The following is a 17,381-nucleotide window of genomic DNA, read 5'->3' as shown; positions in this document are numbered from 1 at the left end:
GCTGACGAGGAACGCCTGGTCGCTGATATGATCGAGCTGACACGTCAATACGGCCGATACGGCTACCGCCGGGTTGCGGCCCTGCTGCGGGACGCTGGCTGGCAGGTGAATGACAAACGTGTCGAACGTCTAGGCGGTCACTTCCGGGCGGTACAAGGATTTCGCTATGTCGAGTAAAGAACCCTTCCGCGTGGCCGTTATCGGCTGCTCCTGGTTGGCGGCCGAGGTGCTGCGCCGCCTCTCAGGCCAAGGCATTGAGCTCGCACTGGTCACAGAACCTGAGGATAAGTTGGCCAAGGCAGCGGCAGAGGAATTGGGCGTGCCCCACTGCGTAAAGCCGCGCCGATTGCCGTTGCTCAGTGCGAATTTCCCCTGGCGGCCGGACCTGATCGTTTCCGCACATTCCTTTTGCATCGTCCCCGCCTGGTTCCTTCAATGGTCCCGGCTGGGTGCCATCGGCTACCACCCCTCTATTCTGCCGGATTACAAAGGCCGGCACGCGATCCGGGATTGCTTGGCAAACGGCGGCCGGTTCACTGGAGGGACAGTCCACTGGATGACACCGGTGATTGATGCCGGTCCTGCCGTCGTAGCCTACGGCAAGCGTCTACAGGAGCGGGTCCAAATCCTGCCGGGGGAAACTGCGCTAGGCCTGTGGAAACGAGCGCTGGCACCCATCGGGGCGAACCTCCTGGAGGCTGCAGTAAAGTCCGTTAGCTTTACGACCCTGTAAAACGCCCTTTAAATTCAACGCCGCCCGCCGGATTTAAACGGTTTGGGCGGCGACTTTATCACTACTGCAGTCCGAAGAGTCCCAAGGCCGCCGCTTCGGCAGCCGCTATTCCCGCCCCGCTGGGGCTGAAAACCACCCCGGAAAAACCCTAGAAATCAGGGGATTTTCAAAAACGGGTTGCTGCAACGGGAAGTGTCCCGCACTGCAACGCAAAATGTCCCGCTACACCGCCGCATTCCTGCACGGCGGATTTGCATTCGCACAGCTTGCTTCCGCCGCCCGCGGCCGCTATTAAATAAACAACTGTTCAATTCATTCCGCACCAAGGGAGGAGCCGCAATGGATTTTGCGCTGACCGAAGAACAGACGGCCATCTTCGACATGGCTTACGCGTTTGGCCAGGAACATATCGCGTCCCACGCCCGCCAGTGGGAAAAAGATGGCATCATCCCCAAATCGCTCTGGCCGCAGCTGGCCGAGCTGGGCTTCGGCGGGCTGTATGTCTCTGAGGAATATGGCGGTTCCGGACTGTCGCGCCTGGACGCCACGCTGGTATTCGAGGCGCTGGCGATGGCCTGCCCCTCGGTCGGCTCCTTCCTGTCGATCCACAACATGTGCGGCGGCATGATCGACAAGTTCGGCTCGGATGAGACCAAGCAGAAATGGCTGCCCGCGCTCTGCTCGATGGAGAAGATCTTCTCTTACTGCCTGACCGAACCCGGCTCCGGCTCGGATGCGGCGGCGCTGAAGACCCGCGCCGAGCGCAGCAACGAAGGCTACACGCTGAACGGCACCAAGGCTTTCATTTCCGGCGGCGGCTATTCGGATGCCTACGTTGTGATGTGCCGCACCGGCGAGGACGGGCCAAAGGGCATCTCGACCGTGGTAGTCGAGGCGGGCACGGATGGCCTCTCTTACGGCGCGCTGGAGGACAAGATGGGCTGGAAGTCCCAGCCCACCGCCCAGGTGCAGTTCGACGATTGCAGGATCCCGGCGGACAACCTGATCGGCGAGGAAGGCAAGGGCTTCTCCTACGCGATGGCAGGCCTTGACGGCGGGCGGCTGAACATCTCGGCCGGCGCACTTGGCGGCGCCCAGGCGGCGCTCGACCAGACCGTGCAGTACATGTCCGAGCGCAAGGCCTTCGGCAAGCCGATCAACCAGTTCCAGGCGCTGCAGTTCCGGCTGGCGGAATATGAAACCAGGCTGCAGGCGTCCCGAACCTTCCTGCGTCAGGCAGCATGGAAGCTCGACAATGCAGCACCGGATGCAACCAAGTTCTGCGCCATGGCCAAGCTGATGGTGACCGACACCGCCTTTGACGTCGCCAACGGCTGCCTGCAGCTGCACGGCGGCTACGGCTACCTGGCGGACTACGGCGTCGAGAAGCTCGTCCGCGATTTGCGGGTGCACCAGATCCTGGAAGGCACCAACGAGATCATGCGCCTGATCGTCGCGCGCCAGCTGATTGCGGAGTAAGCCCGCAGGCGTCACACTACTGGCCCGCGCCGAGGGCGCACAGGCAGGCTGCCTGCGCGTCCCGCGCGGGCAGCACTTTTGCAACGGGGGACCAGGATGAGCGACATCCATATCCGCAAGTCCGGCAAGGCCGGCCGCATCACCTTCACCCGCCCCAAGGCGCTCAACGCGATGAGCTACGAGATGTGCATGGCCATCGGCGCCGCCATGCGCGTCTGGGCGAACGACGATGAGGTGGAACTGGTGGTGATCGACGCCGAGGGCGAAAAGGCCTTCTGCGCGGGCGGCGACATTGCCGAACTGTATGACACCGGCGCCAAAGGCGAATACACCTATGGCCGCAGGTTCTGGCGCGACGAGTACCGGCTCAACGCCCGCATCTTCGAATACCAGAAGCCGGTGATCAGCTTCATGCAGGGATTCACCATGGGCGGCGGCGTCGGCATCGGCTGTCACGGCACCCACCGGGTGGTGGGCGGCACCAGCCAGATCGCGATGCCGGAGGTGGGCATCGGCCTGGTCCCCGACGTCGGCGGCACGCTGATGCTGGCACTGGCACCGGGACGGCTCGGCGAATACCTCGGCCTCACCGCGGCCCGCATGGGCTCCGATGACGCGATCCTGGCGGGCTTTGCCGACTATTTCATCCCCGAGGCCCGCTGGCCGGAGCTGATCGCGGATCTGGAAACCAACGGCCGCGCCGCGGTGGTGGAGGACGCCGCCGAAGCCGCGCCCGAAGGCAGGCTGCGCACCCAGCAGGACGCGATCAACCGCCACTTCGGCGGTGAGACCCTGACGGACATCCGCAACAGCCTGGCCACGGACGAGAGCGAGTTTGCCGCCGCCGCGCGCAAGGCGATGGGCCGGAATTCGCCGCTGTCGATGGCCTGCACGGTCGAAATGCTGCACCGGCTGCGCGGCGAGGGGCTTACCATCCGCAAGGCGCTCGACATGGAATACCGCTTCACCTTCCGCGCGATGGAGAAGGGCGACTTCCTGGAGGGCATCCGCGCCCAGATCATTGACAAGGACCGCAATCCGCAGTGGCAATATGCCGGGCAGGATGTGCCGGCCGCAGCGGTGTCGCAGATGCTGATGCCGCTTGGCGCCGATGCGCTGACATTCGAGGAGGAGACCGCATGAAAATCGGATTTATCGGACTGGGCAACATGGGCGGGCCGATGGCCGCCAATCTGGTCAAGGCAGGCCACGAGGTCACCGGCTTCGACACCGCCGAGGTGCATATCGAGGGTGTCACCCTCGCGGGCTCCGCCGCCGAGGCCGCGAAAGGCGCCGAAGCCGTCATAACCATGCTCCCAAACGGAGAGATCCTGCGCAAAGTAGCCGGGACGCTGATCCCGGCGATGGAAGGTGGCGCGGCTTTCATCGACTGTTCCACCGTCGACGTGGACTCCGCCCGCGCCGTTGCGGCCCAAGCGGCGGATGCCGGCCTGCTGGCGGTCGATGCGCCGGTTTCCGGCGGCATCGGCGGCGCTGCAGCCGGTACGCTCACTTTCATGGCCGGCGGCAGCGCCGAAGCCTTCGCGAAGGCCGAACCGCTGTTCGGCATCATGGGCCAGAAGGCGGTTCATTGCGGCGAGGCGGGCGCAGGCCAGGCCGCGAAGATCTGCAACAACATGATCCTCGGCGTCACCATGATCGCCACCTGCGAGGCCTTCGCGCTGGCCGACAAGCTTGGCCTCGACCGGCAGAAGATGTTCGACGTGGTTTCCACCTCCTCCGGCTACAGCTGGAGCATGAACGCCTACTGCCCGGCGCCGGGCGTCGGCCCGCAGTCGCCCGCCGACAACGGCTACAAGCCTGGTTTCGCGGCCGAACTGATGCTGAAGGACCTCGGCCTCAGCCAGCAGGCTGCCGCAAGCGCCGACGCCGACACCCCGATGGGCGCGCTGGCAATGGCGCTCTACCGGACGTTTGTCGAGGACGAAGACGGCAAGGGCATGGATTTCTCCGCCATGCTGCCCCGCTTCGAACAGCGCCACCGCAGCTGACCCCGAAGCGGCGGCTTTCCGCCGCTTCCACGATCCTCCTTGCGCCACTGCCGCCATTCCAGCAGGTCGGCGTGACTGGATAATGGAGGTTCAAAATGCGTAAAAGCCTGATGCTCGCCGCCCTGGCCGCGAGCTTGGCCGCCCCCGCCGCCGTTGAAGCAGGCGGCCCCAAAACCAATCCGGGCACCCAAGCCGGCTGCCCGCCCGGCCTGGCAAAGAAATCTCCGGCCTGCGTTCCGCCGGGCCAGGCCAAGAAATTCTATGGCAAGGGCAGCCGGATCGATCACCGCTACATCCTGATCCGCAATCCGGACCGCCACGGGCTGGATCCCGCCTACAGCTACTACCGCATGGGCGGCCAGGTCTTCCGCGTCGACCGCGAAACCCGCGAGGTGCTCGACCTGATCGGGGCCGTGGCCGCAGTCCTGGACTGAGCCCGCCATCACTTTCTGACCGCAAATACCCCGGGGTGAATTGGCCGCAGGCCAAGAGGGGCGGCGCCCCTCCCCCGGCCGGACCTTACTCCGCTGCCAGCTTGCGGGTCTGCAGGATATCCTTCAGGTAGCGCCCGGTGTGGCTGCGCGGCTCTTCCGCCACCTTCTCCGGCGTGCCCGCCGCAACGATCTCACCGCCGCCGTCGCCGCCCTCGGGGCCGATGTCGATGAGCCAGTCGGCGGTTTTGATCACATCCAGGTTGTGCTCAATCACCACCACCGAATTTCCCTGCTCGACCAGCTCGTGCAGCACTTCCAGAAGCTTCTTCACATCCTCGAAATGCAGGCCCGTGGTCGGCTCGTCCAGAATATACAGTGTCCGCCCGGTGGAGCGTTTCGACAGCTCTTTCGACAGTTTCACCCGCTGCGCCTCCCCGCCGGAGAGCGTGGTCGCCTGCTGGCCCACCTTGATGTAGCCAAGCCCCACCCGCATCAGCGCGTCCATCTTGTCGCGGATCGGCGGCACCGCGGCGAAGAACTCCTGCGCATCCTCCACAGTCATGTCCAGCACATCGGCAATACTCTTGCCCTTGAACTTGATCTCCAGCGTTTCGCGGTTGTAGCGCGCGCCCTTGCAGGTCTCGCAGGTGACGTAGACATCGGGCAGGAAGTGCATCTCGATCTTGATCACACCGTCGCCCTGGCAGGCCTCGCAGCGGCCGCCCTTCACGTTGAAGGAGAACCGCCCCGGCTTGTAGCCGCGCGTCTTGGCCTCGGGCAGCCCGGCAAACCAGTCGCGGATCGGGGTGAAGGCCCCGGTGTAAGTGGCTGGATTTGAACGCGGCGTGCGCCCGATCGGGCGCTGGTCGATGTCGATCACCTTGTCCAGATGCTCCAGCCCCTTGATGGTCTCGCAGGGCGCGGGTGTTTGGCGCGCGCCGTTCAGGCGCATCGAAGCGGTCTTGAACAGCGTCTCGATGGTCAGCGTCGACTTGCCGCCGCCGGACACGCCGGTGACGCAGACAAACTTGCCCAGCGGAAACTCAGCGGTCACGTTCTTCAGGTTGTTGCCTGTGGCTTTCACCACCTTGATCTTCTTCTTGTTGCCCTTGCGCCGGGTTCCGGGCACGGCAATCTCGCGGGTGCCGGACAGATACTGGCCGGTGATAGAGGCGGCATCGGCCGCGACTTGATCCGGAGTGCCGTGGCTCACCACCTCGCCGCCGTGCACACCGGCGCCAGGGCCGATGTCGAAGACATAGTCGGCCTGGCGGATCATGTCCTCGTCATGCTCCACCACGATCACCGTATTGCCCTGGTCGCGCAGGTTCTTCAGCGTGCCGATCAGACGGTCGTTGTCCCGCTGGTGCAAGCCGATGGAGGGCTCGTCGAGCACATAAAGCACGCCGGTCAGGCCGGAGCCGATTTGGCTTGCCAGACGGATCCTCTGGCTTTCGCCGCCGGACAGGGTTCCACTTGAACGTGACAGCGTAAGATATTCCAGACCCACGTTATTCAGGAACCCCAAACGCTCGCGGATCTCCTTGACGATAGCGCGGGCGATCTCGCGCTTCTGCTGGCTCAGATGCTCAGGCACCGCTTCGATCCAGGCCAGCGCCTCGCGGATCGACTTCTGCACCACCTGGCCAACGTGGATATCCGCGATTTTCACCGCCAGCGCCTCGTCGCGCAGACGGTAGCCGTTGCAGTGGTGGCAGGGGCGGTTGTTCTGGTAGCGCTCGAATTCCTCGCGGATCCAGTTCGAGTCGGTTTCGCGGTAGCGCCGTTCCATGTTGGGGATCACGCCTTCGAAGACGCGCGTCACCTCGTAAACGCGGCCGCCCTCGTCGTAGCGGAACTTGATTTCCTCCTCGCCGGAGCCGCGCAGGAACACCTGCTGGACCTTGGCGGGCAGATCCTTCCAGGGCGTGTTCTTGTCGAACTCGTAATGCCGCGCGATGGCCTCGATGGTCTGGCGGAAATAGGGCGACTTGCCCTTGCGCCAGGGCGCCAGCGCGCCGTCATAGACCTTCAGGCTCTGGTCCGGCACCACCAGACGCTCGTCAAAGAACAGTTCCACCCCCAAGCCGTCGCAGGAGGGACAGGCCCCGAAGGGCGCGTTGAAGGAGAACAGCCGCGGCTCGATTTCGGGGATGGTGAAGCCGCTGACCGGGCAGGCGAAGTTTTCGCTGAAGGTGATGCGTTCCGGCTCGCCCTCGCGCGGGGCGGTTTCCAGCACCGCGATACCGTCGGCCAGATCCAGCGCGGTGCGAAGCGAGTCCGCCAGCCGCGTCTCCAGCCCTTCGCGCACCACGATGCGGTCGACCACCACGTCGATGTCGTGCCGGAACTTCTTGTCCAGGGTTGGCGGCTCGTCCAGCTCGTAGAACTCGCCGTTAACCTTCACCCGCTGGAAGCCCTGCTTGCGCAGTTCCAGGAATTCCTTGCGGTACTCGCCCTTGCGGTCGCGGACGATCGGCGCCAGCAGGTAGCCGCGGGTGCCCTCCTCCAGCGTCATGATGCGGTCGACCATGTCCTGCACTTGCTGTGCTTCGATCGGCAGGCCGGTGGCGGGGGAATAGGGCGTGCCTGCGCGGGCGAACAAAAGGCGCAGGTAGTCGTAGATCTCGGTCACCGTGCCGACGGTGGAGCGGGGGTTTTTCGAGGTGGTCTTCTGCTCGATGGAGATCGCCGGGGACAGGCCGCTGATGTGGTCCACATCCGGCTTTTCCATCATGTCGAGGAACTGCCGCGCATAGGCGCTGAGCGATTCCACATAGCGGCGCTGGCCCTCGGCATAGATGGTATCGAAGGCCAGCGAGGACTTGCCCGAGCCGGAGAGGCCGGTGATCACCACCAGCTCATCGCGCGGGATATCCACGTCGATGCTCTTCAGATTGTGCTCGCGCGCGCCGCGCACTTCGATGGATTTCAACTCAGCCATAACGCCCCCGTATTCCCGTCCGTCCCAGCCACCGGCGGGCAGACGTCCCTACAGATAGGGAATGGATTTCGAAACGCCAAGGGTCAAAAGAGAACATCAGTGGAACGCGCAGCGGTTTCGCGCAGGCTGCTGACAGAAACGGGCACCGCGCCCCCTGCCCGGCCGCCCGAATCAAGCCGGAATGCGGGCGCGCCGGAGGGTAAGGAGCAGATGCACCGCGGCGCCGCTCAGGAACAGGGCCAGCAGCACCGCCATCATGCCGCCAAAACCGCCGGCCGCCAGCGCCAGCACCATCAGCGGCGTGCCGATGGTATTGCCGAGGTTGCCCATTTGCGCCAAAGCGCCGCTGGCGCCCGCCCGGTCGGCGGCGCTCGCGTTCAGCTGCGGCACCGCGGCAAAGGAGCCGCCCTGCACCAGCCCCATCGCAGCTGCCAGCGCGATGCAGGCCGCAGGCAGGCCGGGCGCGGCCCAGAGCCAGAGCGCCGCCGCCGCGCAGAGCAGAAAGCCCAGCTGCACCATCCGCACCGCCGCCATATGGCGCAGCAGCGCCACGCCCAGCGTCATCGACACCGCAATGCTGGCCAGCGGCATCATGCCCAGCACGAAGGCCCGCTGCGCTTCGGGGATATAGGCCGGGATCACCGTCAGCACGGCGACAAAGCAGCAGGTGTAGAACAGCCAGCCGAGCCCCGGCGCCGCCACCCAAGGCGAGCGGTAGACCGGCAGGTGCAGCGCCGGCAGCGCCGCGAGCCGCGGCAGGGCTGTGCGTTCCGGCATCGGCAAGCCGCGCAGCGAGATGCTCAACAGCAGCGCCAGCGCCGCCATCAGACCGGCATGGGCGGCAAATAGCGCGGGGATGCCCTGGCTCTCGGCCAGCGGCAGGCCGAACCAGGCGAGCAGAGTGAAAGCGACGGCAAAGAAGGTGCTCCACAGCGTCATCGCCAGCCCCCTCCCGCGGTCGGAGGCCGCCTGCGCGATCAGCACCGGCCCGGCAACGACAACGCCCAGATGCGAAAGGCCCTCGGCGACGCGGGAGAGCAGGAACAGGCCAAAAGGCAGGTTCAGCGCCTGCAGGGCGGAAATCACCGCCCCGGCCCAAAGCGCCCAGACCAGCGTCCGCCGGTAGCCGATGGCGGAGGCGTAAAGCCCCGCCACCACGCCCAGCAGAATGCCCAGGACCCCAACCAGCGAAACGGTGAAGCCAAGCGACGCCCCCGCCTCCGGGTAGAGTTCCGCCATGCCGGCGAAGACCACGCTGATCTTGCCGTATTGCGCCGCCGCGCCCAGGCCCGCGGCCCAGACCGCGAGGATGGCGCCCCAGCGCGATGTGCTGTCCAGTCCCACGCCCCGTTCCTCCCAAAAGACGGAAAAGGGCAGGCACCGCGTGTGCCTGCCTCCCTCTCGCCTGCGCGCAAACGCGCCGCCACTATCCCCGCCCGCGGCCCCGGCTGCAAGCCCGGCGCGGCGATCAGATGTGGATCACCCGATCAAAGGCGTCGAGCACCGATTCATGCATCATCTCGCTCAAAGTCGGATGCGGGAAGACGGTGTTCATCAGGTCTTCCTCGGTGGTTTCCAGCTGGCGGCCCACCACATAGCCCTGGATCAGCTCGGTCACCTCGGCGCCGACCATATGGGCGCCCAGGAGCTCGCCGGTCTTGGCGTCAAACACGGTCTTCACCATGCCCTCGGCCTCGCCCAGGGCGATCGCCTTGCCGTTGCCGATGAAGGGGAAGCGGCCGACCTTGACGTCATAGCCCAGCTCCTTCGCCTTCGCCTCGGTATAACCGACGGAGGCGACCTGCGGCTGGCAGTAGGTGCAGCCCGCGATGCTTTCGGGCTTCACCGGATGCGCGTGCTTGCCCGCGATCAGCTCGGCCACCATCACGCCCTCGTGGCTGGCCTTGTGGGCGAGCCAGGGCGCGCCGGCGATGTCGCCGATGGCATAGATCCCGTCGGCGCCGGTGCGGCAGAATTCGTCGGTGATCACATGGGTGCGGTCAATCTTGACGCCCAGATCCTCCAGCCCCAGCCCTTCGGTATTGCCGACGATGCCGACGGCGGAGATCACGGTGTCGAATTCCAGCTTCTCGGTCTTGCCGCCGGATTCGACATGGGCGGTCACCTTGCCCTTGGCCCGGTCGAGCTTCTTGACCGTGGATTTCTCCATGATCTTCATGCCCTGTTTGACAAAGGACTTCTTGGCAAAAGCCGAGATTTCCGCGTCTTCCACCGGCAGCAACCGGTCCATCACCTCGACCACCGTGGTGTCCGCGCCCAGCGTGTTGTAGAAGCTGGCAAATTCGATGCCGATGGCGCCGGAGCCGATCACCAGCAGCTTCTTGGGCATCCGCGGCGGCTTTAGAGCGTGCTTGTAGGTCCAGACCAGATCGCCGTCCGCCTCCAGCCCCGGCAGCTCGCGGGCACGGGCGCCGGTGGCGACGATGATGTTCTTCGCGCTGAGCTCCTCGCTGCCCTTGTCGGTCTTGACCGAGACCTTGCCCTTCGCCGGGATCGAAGCCTCGCCCATCTTCACGGTGATCTTGTTCTTCTTCATCAGGTGGCTCACGCCTGAAGACAGCTGCTTGGCAATCCCGCGCGAGCGCTTGACCACGGCGTCGAGGTCATAGCCGACGTTCTCCGCCTTCAGGCCGAAATCCTTGGCCCGCTCCATCAGGTGGAACACTTCCGAGGACCGCAGCATCGCCTTGGTCGGGATGCAGCCCCAGTTAAGACAGATGCCGCCCATGTGTTCGCGCTCCACGATGGCCGTTTTCAGCCCCAGCTGGGCGGCCCGGATGGCGGCGACATAGCCGCCCGGGCCGGCGCCGATTACGATCACGTCATAGGATTCTGCGGCCATGATGTTCCCTCGCCTCGAACAAGATCAATAAAACTAGTTTACCGTTAAACTAATCTGTGCTGCGCTGCAATCACCCTCTGCTGCGGCAAAGCGGCTGCGGCATTTTGCTGCCAGCGGCCGCCCCAAAGGGCTGCGGCCCGGCCAGCTTGGCAGATGTGCCCGGGCTGTGAAAGGGGGGATGCAGCGACGCCGCCTGCGCTCCCGGAGCCGCCAAAAAAGACGCCGCGCCCTTCAAGGGGGCGCGGCGCTGGGTCTCCGGTCCGTCTGGCGGGCTCAGCCGGCCGTTTGCAGCATCCGCACGGTTTCTCCGTAGCCGCCAGCCATCACGTAGTCGAGCTCGGGGCCGGTGCTGGCGCGATGCAGCGCCTCGTTGCGGTAGGGAAAGCGGCCGAACTGGCGGATCACCTCGCGGTGCGCGCGCGCGTGCAAGAGGTTGCTGGTGCCGCGCACCGGCATCCGTTCCATCATCAGCCGGATGCAGCGTTCCTGATCGCAGAGATTCTCGGAATGCATCATCGGCAGGTAGAAGAACTGCCGGGCCGGCTCGTCGATGCGCAGATCCCATTTCTTGTTGATCGCCACCTTGGCCGCGGCCAGCGCCGCCGGGTCGGAGGCGAAGGCCTGGGCCGTGCCGCGGAACATGTTGCGCGGGAACTGGTCCATCAGGATGATGTAGGCCAGCGTGCCGCTCGGGTAGGTCAGCCAGAAGGAAAACTTGCCCTCGCAAGCGGCCTCCCAGGTTTTCTCGAAACGGGTGCGGATGGTGTCATCCAGCGCATCATCCTGCAGATACCACCCTTTCTCCCCGACCTCGTCGAGCCAGAATTCCAGTATCTCTTCGGGACCAGCCATCGGTCTTACTCCACGTGTTTTCCTGCGTCCATCTTCAGACGTTTTTACATTGCCTTTACAAGTGACGATGGGTCACATTTTGCGACAGACAAGAGGTTTGCTGAAATATTCCTCACAATTCCGGCTGGTTAGCGCAATCACTTCGCATCCTGAGCGGCTTCTTGCTCTTCAAGCTCGGTGTCGATGGCATATTCCTGGGCAAATTCGACCGCAACAGGGGTGGAGCTGGGATAGACCGGCGCATAGCTCGCGGTGTCGCCGACCGGCACCGAGGCCCGCTGAGTCGCGCGGTAAGCCGCATAAAGCGCCATCAGGAACATCAGCGCTGCGATGAAGGCGAAGAAGCCGCGCGGGCCCATCACCGAATCCGCCATCAGCCAGCCGGTGATCATCGGCCCGGCAATCGCGCCCAGCCCGTTGATGAACACCAGCCCGCCCGAAGCGGCCGCCATGTCGTCATGCTCCAGGTAGTCGTTGGTATAGGCGATGAGCAGCGAATAGAGCGGGTTCGACAGGCCGCCGATGACAAAGGCCGCAACCAGCAGCATTTGGAAGCTGGCGCCATAGAAGAAGCCCAGCACGCCGCCGCAGCCGCCTGCCGCCGCCACGATCAGGATCAGCACCCGGCGGTCCATCCGGTCCGAGATCCAGCCCAGCGGGTATTGCAGGAACAGCGCGCCCACATAGAAGGCGGCGACAAACAGCGACAGGCTGGTAAGGCTCAGCCCCGCAGCGGAGCCATAGACGGCGCTCATGCCGAACTGGGCGGAGAACACGCCGCCGAGGATGAACATGCCGACACAGCCCAGCGGCGAGATGCGCATGATCTCGCGCAGCGTCATCGGCTTGGCGGTGTCAAAGGCGGGGGTCGGCGAGATCGACAGCAGAATCGGCGCAAAGGAGACCGAGACCAGGATCGAGGCGATGATGAAGGCCTCATAGCCCGCCGGATCGCCGATCTGGATCAGCCCCTGCGCGGTGATGATGCCGATCATCATCACGATCATGTAGAGCGACAGCGCCTTGCCGCGGTTGCTGTTGTCAGCGGCGTTGTTGAGCCAGCTTTCCGCAGTCACATACACGCCCGAGAAACAGAAGCCGATCACCATCCGCCCCAGCCCCCAGGCAACGGTGTTGGGCAGCAGCGGATATAGGATCATCACCGCCGAAATGAAGGAGGCCAGCGCCGCAAACACCCGCACGTGGCCGACCCGGCGGATCATCTCCGGCGCCAGCCGCGAGCCGCCCAGGAAGCCCACGAAGTAGGCCGCCATCACGATCGACATCTCGAAGGTCGAAAACCCCTCCAGCTCGCCGCGCACGCCCAGCATCGTGCCCTGAAGGCCGTTGCCGACCATCAGCAGCATCATTCCCAACAGCAGCGCCCATGCGCTCGACAGCACCTGCAGCATGACCAGGCCTCCTTTGACGGCAAAACAGCCCTGCCGCGCGGCGGGCTGCCCTTGCGTTTTTTGCGTTTTGTCCGGGCAAAGCCTGCGCGGACCGCCAGTTTCGGTGATTCAGTTTGCGGTTTCGTGACTCTGATGCCGCATCAGAGCCGATCGTCGCGGCGCTTGTCCACGGATTCGCGCCGCATTACTGCGGCGGATCCGCCTTGCCGGGGATCAAAAGCGACGCATCCCCATAGGAAAAGAACCGGTATTTTTCTTGCACCGCATGGGCATAGATGCGGCGGACCTGCTCCTGCCCCATCAGCGCGGAGACCAGCATCAGGAGCGTCGACTTCGGCAAGTGGAAGTTGGTCATCAGCGCGTCGGTGACCTGAAATTCGAAGCCCGGGTAGATGAAGATGTCGGTATCGCCTTCCCAGGGCCGGATCTGCCCTTCCCGGGCCGCGCTTTCAATCAGCCGCAGCGCGGTGGTGCCCACCGGGATCACCCGGCCGCCCGCCGCCTTGGTGGCGGCGATCTCCGCCGCGGCGCCGGCGCTGACCCGGCCCCATTCGGCGTGCATCCGGTGGGTGGTCACATCCTCGACCTTGACCGGCAGGAAAGTGCCCGCGCCCACGTGCAGAGTGACATAGGAGATCTCCACGCCGTATTCCTTCAACGCCGCCAGCAGCGGCTCGTCGAAATGCAAGGAGGCGGTGGGCGCCGCCACGGCGCCGGAATTGCGCGCCCAGACGGTCTGATAGTCGGTCTTGTCCCGCTCGTCCGCGGGCCGCTTGGCGGCGATGTAAGGCGGCAGCGGCATCGCGCCGGCCTCGGCCAGGGCGGCATCGAAATCAGTGCCTTCGAGGTTGAAGCGCAAGTGGCCCTGGCCCTCGGCGATCTCCTCCAGCTCGGCGCTCAGCGCGCCGGAGAAGACGATGACCTCACCGGCTTTGACCTTCTTCAACGGTTTCAGCAGCGCCGCCCAGGTGCCATCGGAGCGCGGCTCCAGCAGCGTCGCCTCGATCCGGGCGCTGACCGGGCCTTGCGCGCTGTCGCGGTGGCGCTGCCCGCTGAGCCGCGCCGGGATTACCTTGGTGTCGTTCAGCACCAGACGGTCCCCCGGGCGCAGCCAGTCCGCCAGGCCGCGCACGCGGGCGTCATGCAGGCTGCCGCCCTCGGCGACCAGAAGCCGCGCCGAAGAGCGCGGGCTGGCGGGCCGCGTGGCAATCAGATCGTCGGGCAGGTCGAAGTCGAAATCGCTGAGTTTCATGACTGGCGCTATATGATGAGATTTGACCAGAAGCTATGGCATTTTTTCTGTTTTGCTAGCGTTCCTTGCCGTGCAGCCTCTCCTTTCTGCGCTTTGCCGCCTCCGCCTCCGCCGCGCTCTGCTCTTCGGCACTCTGGCCGTCCGGGAGCACGGGCTTGGGGCCGCGGAACAATTCCCGGAACATCCCCGGGGCCAGACCGGACAGCGGGTTGACGCTAACCTTCGGGTCATCGGCGGTGCCGCGCACCCGGAAGGCAATGCCGATCAGCCCCTCGCCCTTGCGCGTCAGCACACTGCCAATCGCGTTCAGAAGGTAAAGCGGCGAGATCACGCCGCGCATATTCAGCCGCTTGCTGGAAAGGTCATAATTGCCATCCAGAGACAGCCCCATCGAAGGCCCCACCGCGCTGCTTTCATGCAGGATCAGGTAGCCGGGCGCGAGGCGGAAGCGCGCCTCCATGCTGGTGAAGAGGATGCCTTGGCCGGTCATCTCGTCGATCAGGCCGACCAGGCTGATCGCGTTCAGGAGCGCCGCCATCGCGGGCGCATTCTGGATTCGCGCGTTGCGCACCTCGATGCGGCCCTCGTATTCGCCCGGCTTGCCCGCGGGCAGAAGGGTCATCTCGAAACTGCCGCCGCGGCCATGGCGCAATACGCCAGCAGCCCGGAACACGCCGCCTGCGTCGCTGGCGCGGATGCGGGCCGCGGTGCCGCCGTCCTGCGGCACCACGATGCCGCTGACCGGGGTCTGGCCGTTGAGCCGCCCGGTAAACTCACCGTTCATGCCGCCGCGGGTGGAGAACCGCCCCTGGAAGCCGGTGAGCGCGATCTCGTCGGTGACCTGCAATTCCTGCAGGCGCAGGGTGATCGGGCCGGAGGCGCCGCCGCTTCCGCCGCCGCTGCCCGCGGCGCCCTCCCCTGCCGAGAAAGGCGAGCGGTTGAGGGCCAGGCGCCCCGCCGTCACCGCTATGGCCGGTGCTGCGCCCGCACCGCGGCCCTGCAGCTCCACCGCGCCGTCGAACCAGTTGCCCACCCGGGCCTGGCTGAACACTGCCCGCTCCAGCCCGCCGCCCGCGCGGGTGGTGAGGCTGCCGCGCGCGCTCAGCCCCGGGGCGTCCAGTTCCAGCTCCGGCACCCGGGCCGCTTCGCCCAGCTCCGCCGTCAGCGCCAGCCGGCCCGCCGCTTCCGCGCCCTTGCGCCAGCCCAGCTGCGGAATGCTGAGGCCGAGCCCCGCCAAGTTCGAGCTCAGCTCCAGCCGCGGACGCTCACCAGGTCGCAAGTCAACCACATAGCGCCCCTGCCCCTGCCCCGAGACCGAGCCCCGCGGCAGTCCGAGGCTGAAGGCCTCGATGGCCTCGGGCGACAGTTCCACCGTGCCAGTCACCTGGCTGGCCTTGTCCAAGTCCTTGCCAATGCGCTGCGACCATGCGGCGCTGAGCGGCACACCGGACAGCGTGCCGCGCCCGCTAAGGCGCACCTCGCCCTGATCGCCCTCCAGCTGCAGCACCGGTGCCGCCACGCGGCGGCCCGGCACCAGCCGGCTGCTCGCCACATCGCGCACCTCGCCGCGGTAGTGGTAGGTGATCTCCTCCGGCTGCACGCCCTTCTTAAGCGGCAGCGCCAGCGTGCCCGTGACCCGCACGCCGCCCTCGGCCAGGTCCACCGGCAGGCTGGCCTTGTCCATGACCGACAGCGGCTCCCGGTTCAGCAGCGACAGCGCCGCCGTCACTGCGCCTTGCGCCTTGATGCGGGCAATACCGGGAGTGCCGTCGCGCACCGTGGTGTCGGGGATGATGAAGGAGGTTCCCGCCACATCCACCTCTCCGCCCTGATCCGCCGTCACCGTTCCCTTGGAGGCGGTGGTGACAAAGCGGGTGCCGTAGAGGCTCAGCTGCCCGGCCGCGTCGCGCAGCGGCGGCAGGTGCTTCTGAAACCGCAGCGCCGCGTCCGAGAAGGCAAGGTTCAGGCTCACGAAAGGCTTGCCGCTGCCGCGGCCGCGCAGGTGCAGCCCGGCATCGCGGATCTCGGCCTGATAGAGGTTTTCCATCACCCAGGCGCGCGGTTTCGGTGCCAGCGCCGCGGGCCAGAGTTCCTTGACACGGGCGGCGCTGACCTGGTCGGCACGGCCGTTGAGGTCATAGTCCCAGCCCGATGGCCCCGCACTGAAGCTGCCGTCGAACAGCAGGCGGCTCTCGCCGTCCTGGACCAGCATCTCGCCCAGGCGGAAGCGGAACGGCGCCAGCGACAGCTCGAAATCCGCCGCCACGCCGGAAACGCTCACCGGCTGCGCGAAAAGCTGCGCCGGGTTCAGCCTCAGATCGGTGAAGCTCAGCTGCCCGGCCAGACCGGCAAGGCGGCCATTTTCCGTCCCGCTCAACTGCGCCTTGCCCTGCATCACCCCCGAGCCCCAGCCGCTGTCGATCCTGAGTTCGGAGAAGTCGAGGCTCTGCGCCGCCGGATCATAGGTGAAATAACTGCGCGCGCCGGTGATCGGCACCGGTCTGGTCTGCGCCTCAGGCTGGATCACGCCCTCGCCGATCTGCAGGCTGGCCGACAGCGGCTTGAAGGCACCGTCCCGGGTGATGCCGCCGCGCAAGGCCCCCGAGATCGGCGCCCGCAGCACCCCGAGCCAGCCAAGTGCCGGGGTCTGCACGGCGATATCCTCGCTGGCGATCTGGCTCACCACGACGCCGAAATCCGCCGCCGGGCTGCCGATGCCGGAGGCATAGCTCGCTTCCACCGTGCCGACGTCCTCGCGCCCGCTCAGCAGCGAGAAGCTGGCCGCAAGCGATACCGCCTGCTCCTTGCGGTGCAGCAGAATACGGCCGCCATCCAGCGTCCACTCCCGCCCCAGCCGCTCGTCGCGGTAACGCAGGGTCAGCGCGCTGGTCTCCACCGAGGTGAGCGCCGCCATCACCGGCTTCTCCAGCTGGCTGTCCCACTGCTCGATCAGCTCGGCCAGTGTCTCCGCCTCGCGGGCAGCAAGCTTCTCTCCCGAGAAGCTGAGCGCAAAGGCCCCGTCGGGCCCGCGGCGCAGGGTGGCAAACAGCCCGCTTAGCGCGATCTTCTTGGGCTGCAGACGGCCGCGCAGCAGCGGCCGCATGGCGAGGCTCGCGCGGGCATCGGCCAGCTGCGCGAAAGGCGTGCCGTCGGGGTGGCGCAGCACCACGTCGCGCAGGCTCACACGCGGGCGGAAGCCCTGGTTGACCACAAGATGGATCTCGCCGAACTCGATCTGCAGCCCGTTCAGGTGGCGCTCGATCCGCTCTTCGACCCGCGCGCGCAGCCACTGCGGCGCATCGAGCCGGGTGCCGATCCCGAAATAGACCGCGCCCGCGCCCAGGAAGCTGAGGCAAGCGAGCAGCCAGACCATCGCGCGCAAGAGCCGCCAGCGCCTGCG

General features: G+C 66.0%; 12 protein-coding genes and 1 pseudogene. 6 read left to right on the top strand and 7 right to left on the bottom strand.

All coding sequences use genetic code 11. The annotated features are described in order from the left end of the window. From ACOHX0_RS04615 to ACOHX0_RS04590, 6 genes and pseudogenes are all read left to right on the top strand, one after another. A pseudogene (locus ACOHX0_RS04615) lies at positions 1 to 132 on the top strand (IS3 family transposase); the annotation flags it as partial. 34 nt (positions 133 to 166) lie between these two features. Further along, positions 167 to 733: a formyltransferase family protein gene (locus ACOHX0_RS04610; RefSeq protein WP_420675503.1), complete on the top strand. Its 567-nt coding sequence runs from the start codon at positions 167 to 169 to the stop codon at positions 731 to 733. A 339-nt stretch (positions 734 to 1,072) separates the two neighbouring features. Next, positions 1,073 to 2,212 carry an acyl-CoA dehydrogenase family protein gene (locus tag ACOHX0_RS04605; RefSeq protein WP_420675502.1) on the top strand — a complete coding sequence of 380 codons (1,140 nt, stop codon included), beginning with the start codon at positions 1,073 to 1,075 and terminating at the stop codon, positions 2,210 to 2,212. 96 nt (positions 2,213 to 2,308) lie between these two features. Further along, a complete protein-coding gene (locus ACOHX0_RS04600; protein WP_420675501.1) occupies positions 2,309 to 3,355 on the top strand; it encodes an enoyl-CoA hydratase/isomerase family protein in 1,047 nt (348 codons plus the stop codon). Continuing rightward, complete coding sequence (mmsB, locus tag ACOHX0_RS04595; protein WP_420675500.1) at positions 3,352 to 4,224, top strand: 3-hydroxyisobutyrate dehydrogenase; 873 nt, start codon at positions 3,352 to 3,354, stop codon at positions 4,222 to 4,224. The genes ACOHX0_RS04600 and mmsB overlap by 4 nt, the downstream gene beginning before the upstream one ends. A 95-nt stretch (positions 4,225 to 4,319) precedes the next feature. Further along, positions 4,320 to 4,658 carry an excinuclease ABC subunit A gene (locus ACOHX0_RS04590; RefSeq protein ID WP_420675498.1) on the top strand — a complete coding sequence of 113 codons (339 nt, stop codon included), beginning with the start codon at positions 4,320 to 4,322 and terminating at the stop codon, positions 4,656 to 4,658. A gap of 85 nt (positions 4,659 to 4,743) precedes the next feature. Here ACOHX0_RS04590 and uvrA read toward each other — a convergent pair whose 3' ends face one another. The 7 genes from uvrA to ACOHX0_RS04555 all read right to left on the bottom strand — a co-directional run bounded on the left by uvrA (position 4,744) and on the right by ACOHX0_RS04555 (position 17,354). Next, positions 4,744 to 7,602: an excinuclease ABC subunit UvrA gene (uvrA, locus tag ACOHX0_RS04585; RefSeq protein WP_420675497.1), complete on the bottom strand. Its 2,859-nt coding sequence runs from the start codon at positions 7,600 to 7,602 to the stop codon at positions 4,744 to 4,746. Between the two features lie 171 nt (positions 7,603 to 7,773). After that, on the bottom strand, positions 7,774 to 8,946 hold the full coding sequence (locus ACOHX0_RS04580) for an MFS transporter (protein ID WP_420675496.1): 1,173 nt from the start codon (positions 8,944 to 8,946) through the stop codon (positions 7,774 to 7,776). A gap of 124 nt (positions 8,947 to 9,070) precedes the next feature. Next, positions 9,071 to 10,465 (bottom strand): dihydrolipoyl dehydrogenase, encoded by a 1,395-nt coding sequence (gene lpdA / locus ACOHX0_RS04575; RefSeq protein ID WP_420675495.1) that lies wholly within the window; start codon positions 10,463 to 10,465, stop codon positions 9,071 to 9,073. 273 nt (positions 10,466 to 10,738) lie between these two features. Continuing rightward, positions 10,739 to 11,317, bottom strand: a complete 579-nt coding sequence (locus tag ACOHX0_RS04570) for a DUF924 family protein (RefSeq protein ID WP_420675494.1) — start codon at positions 11,315 to 11,317, stop codon at positions 10,739 to 10,741. A gap of 137 nt (positions 11,318 to 11,454) precedes the next feature. Continuing rightward, the gene (locus ACOHX0_RS04565; RefSeq protein ID WP_420675493.1) at positions 11,455 to 12,729 is read right to left on the bottom strand and encodes an MFS transporter; all 1,275 of its coding nucleotides are present in this window, start codon (positions 12,727 to 12,729) and stop codon (positions 11,455 to 11,457) included. Between the two features lie 184 nt (positions 12,730 to 12,913). Continuing rightward, positions 12,914 to 13,981 (bottom strand): tRNA preQ1(34) S-adenosylmethionine ribosyltransferase-isomerase QueA, encoded by a 1,068-nt coding sequence (gene queA, locus ACOHX0_RS04560; protein ID WP_420675492.1) that lies wholly within the window; start codon positions 13,979 to 13,981, stop codon positions 12,914 to 12,916. A gap of 55 nt (positions 13,982 to 14,036) precedes the next feature. Further along, positions 14,037 to 17,354, bottom strand: a complete 3,318-nt coding sequence (locus ACOHX0_RS04555; RefSeq protein ID WP_420675512.1) for a YhdP family protein — start codon at positions 17,352 to 17,354, stop codon at positions 14,037 to 14,039. Between the last annotated feature and the right edge of the window lie 27 nt (positions 17,355 to 17,381).

The organism is Cribrihabitans pelagius (assembly GCF_048820915.1).
GTDB lineage: Bacteria > Pseudomonadota > Alphaproteobacteria > Rhodobacterales > Rhodobacteraceae > Cribrihabitans_A > Cribrihabitans_A pelagius.
Note: the sequence above shows the minus strand (reverse complement) of the source record. Positions and strands in the feature narration are given on the sequence as shown.

What these genes read in the sequence shown, in the direction of transcription:
- ACOHX0_RS04600 (WP_420675501.1), top strand. Translation starts at nt 2,309, where the DNA reads ATGAGCGACATCCATATCCGCAAGTCCGGCAAGGCCGGCCGCATCACC.
- queA (WP_420675492.1), bottom strand. Translation starts at nt 13,981, where the DNA reads ATGAAACTCAGCGATTTCGACTTCGACCTGCCCGACGATCTGATTGCC.
- ACOHX0_RS04610 (WP_420675503.1), top strand. Translation starts at nt 167, where the DNA reads ATGTCGAGTAAAGAACCCTTCCGCGTGGCCGTTATCGGCTGCTCCTGG.
- ACOHX0_RS04590 (WP_420675498.1), top strand. Translation starts at nt 4,320, where the DNA reads ATGCGTAAAAGCCTGATGCTCGCCGCCCTGGCCGCGAGCTTGGCCGCC.
- lpdA (WP_420675495.1), bottom strand. Translation starts at nt 10,465, where the DNA reads ATGGCCGCAGAATCCTATGACGTGATCGTAATCGGCGCCGGCCCGGGC.
- ACOHX0_RS04570 (WP_420675494.1), bottom strand. Translation starts at nt 11,317, where the DNA reads ATGGCTGGTCCCGAAGAGATACTGGAATTCTGGCTCGACGAGGTCGGG.
- ACOHX0_RS04605 (WP_420675502.1), top strand. Translation starts at nt 1,073, where the DNA reads ATGGATTTTGCGCTGACCGAAGAACAGACGGCCATCTTCGACATGGCT.
- ACOHX0_RS04565 (WP_420675493.1), bottom strand. Translation starts at nt 12,729, where the DNA reads ATGCTGCAGGTGCTGTCGAGCGCATGGGCGCTGCTGTTGGGAATGATG.
- ACOHX0_RS04555 (WP_420675512.1), bottom strand. Translation starts at nt 17,354, where the DNA reads ATGGTCTGGCTGCTCGCTTGCCTCAGCTTCCTGGGCGCGGGCGCGGTC.
- uvrA (WP_420675497.1), bottom strand. Translation starts at nt 7,602, where the DNA reads ATGGCTGAGTTGAAATCCATCGAAGTGCGCGGCGCGCGCGAGCACAAT.
- mmsB (WP_420675500.1), top strand. Translation starts at nt 3,352, where the DNA reads ATGAAAATCGGATTTATCGGACTGGGCAACATGGGCGGGCCGATGGCC.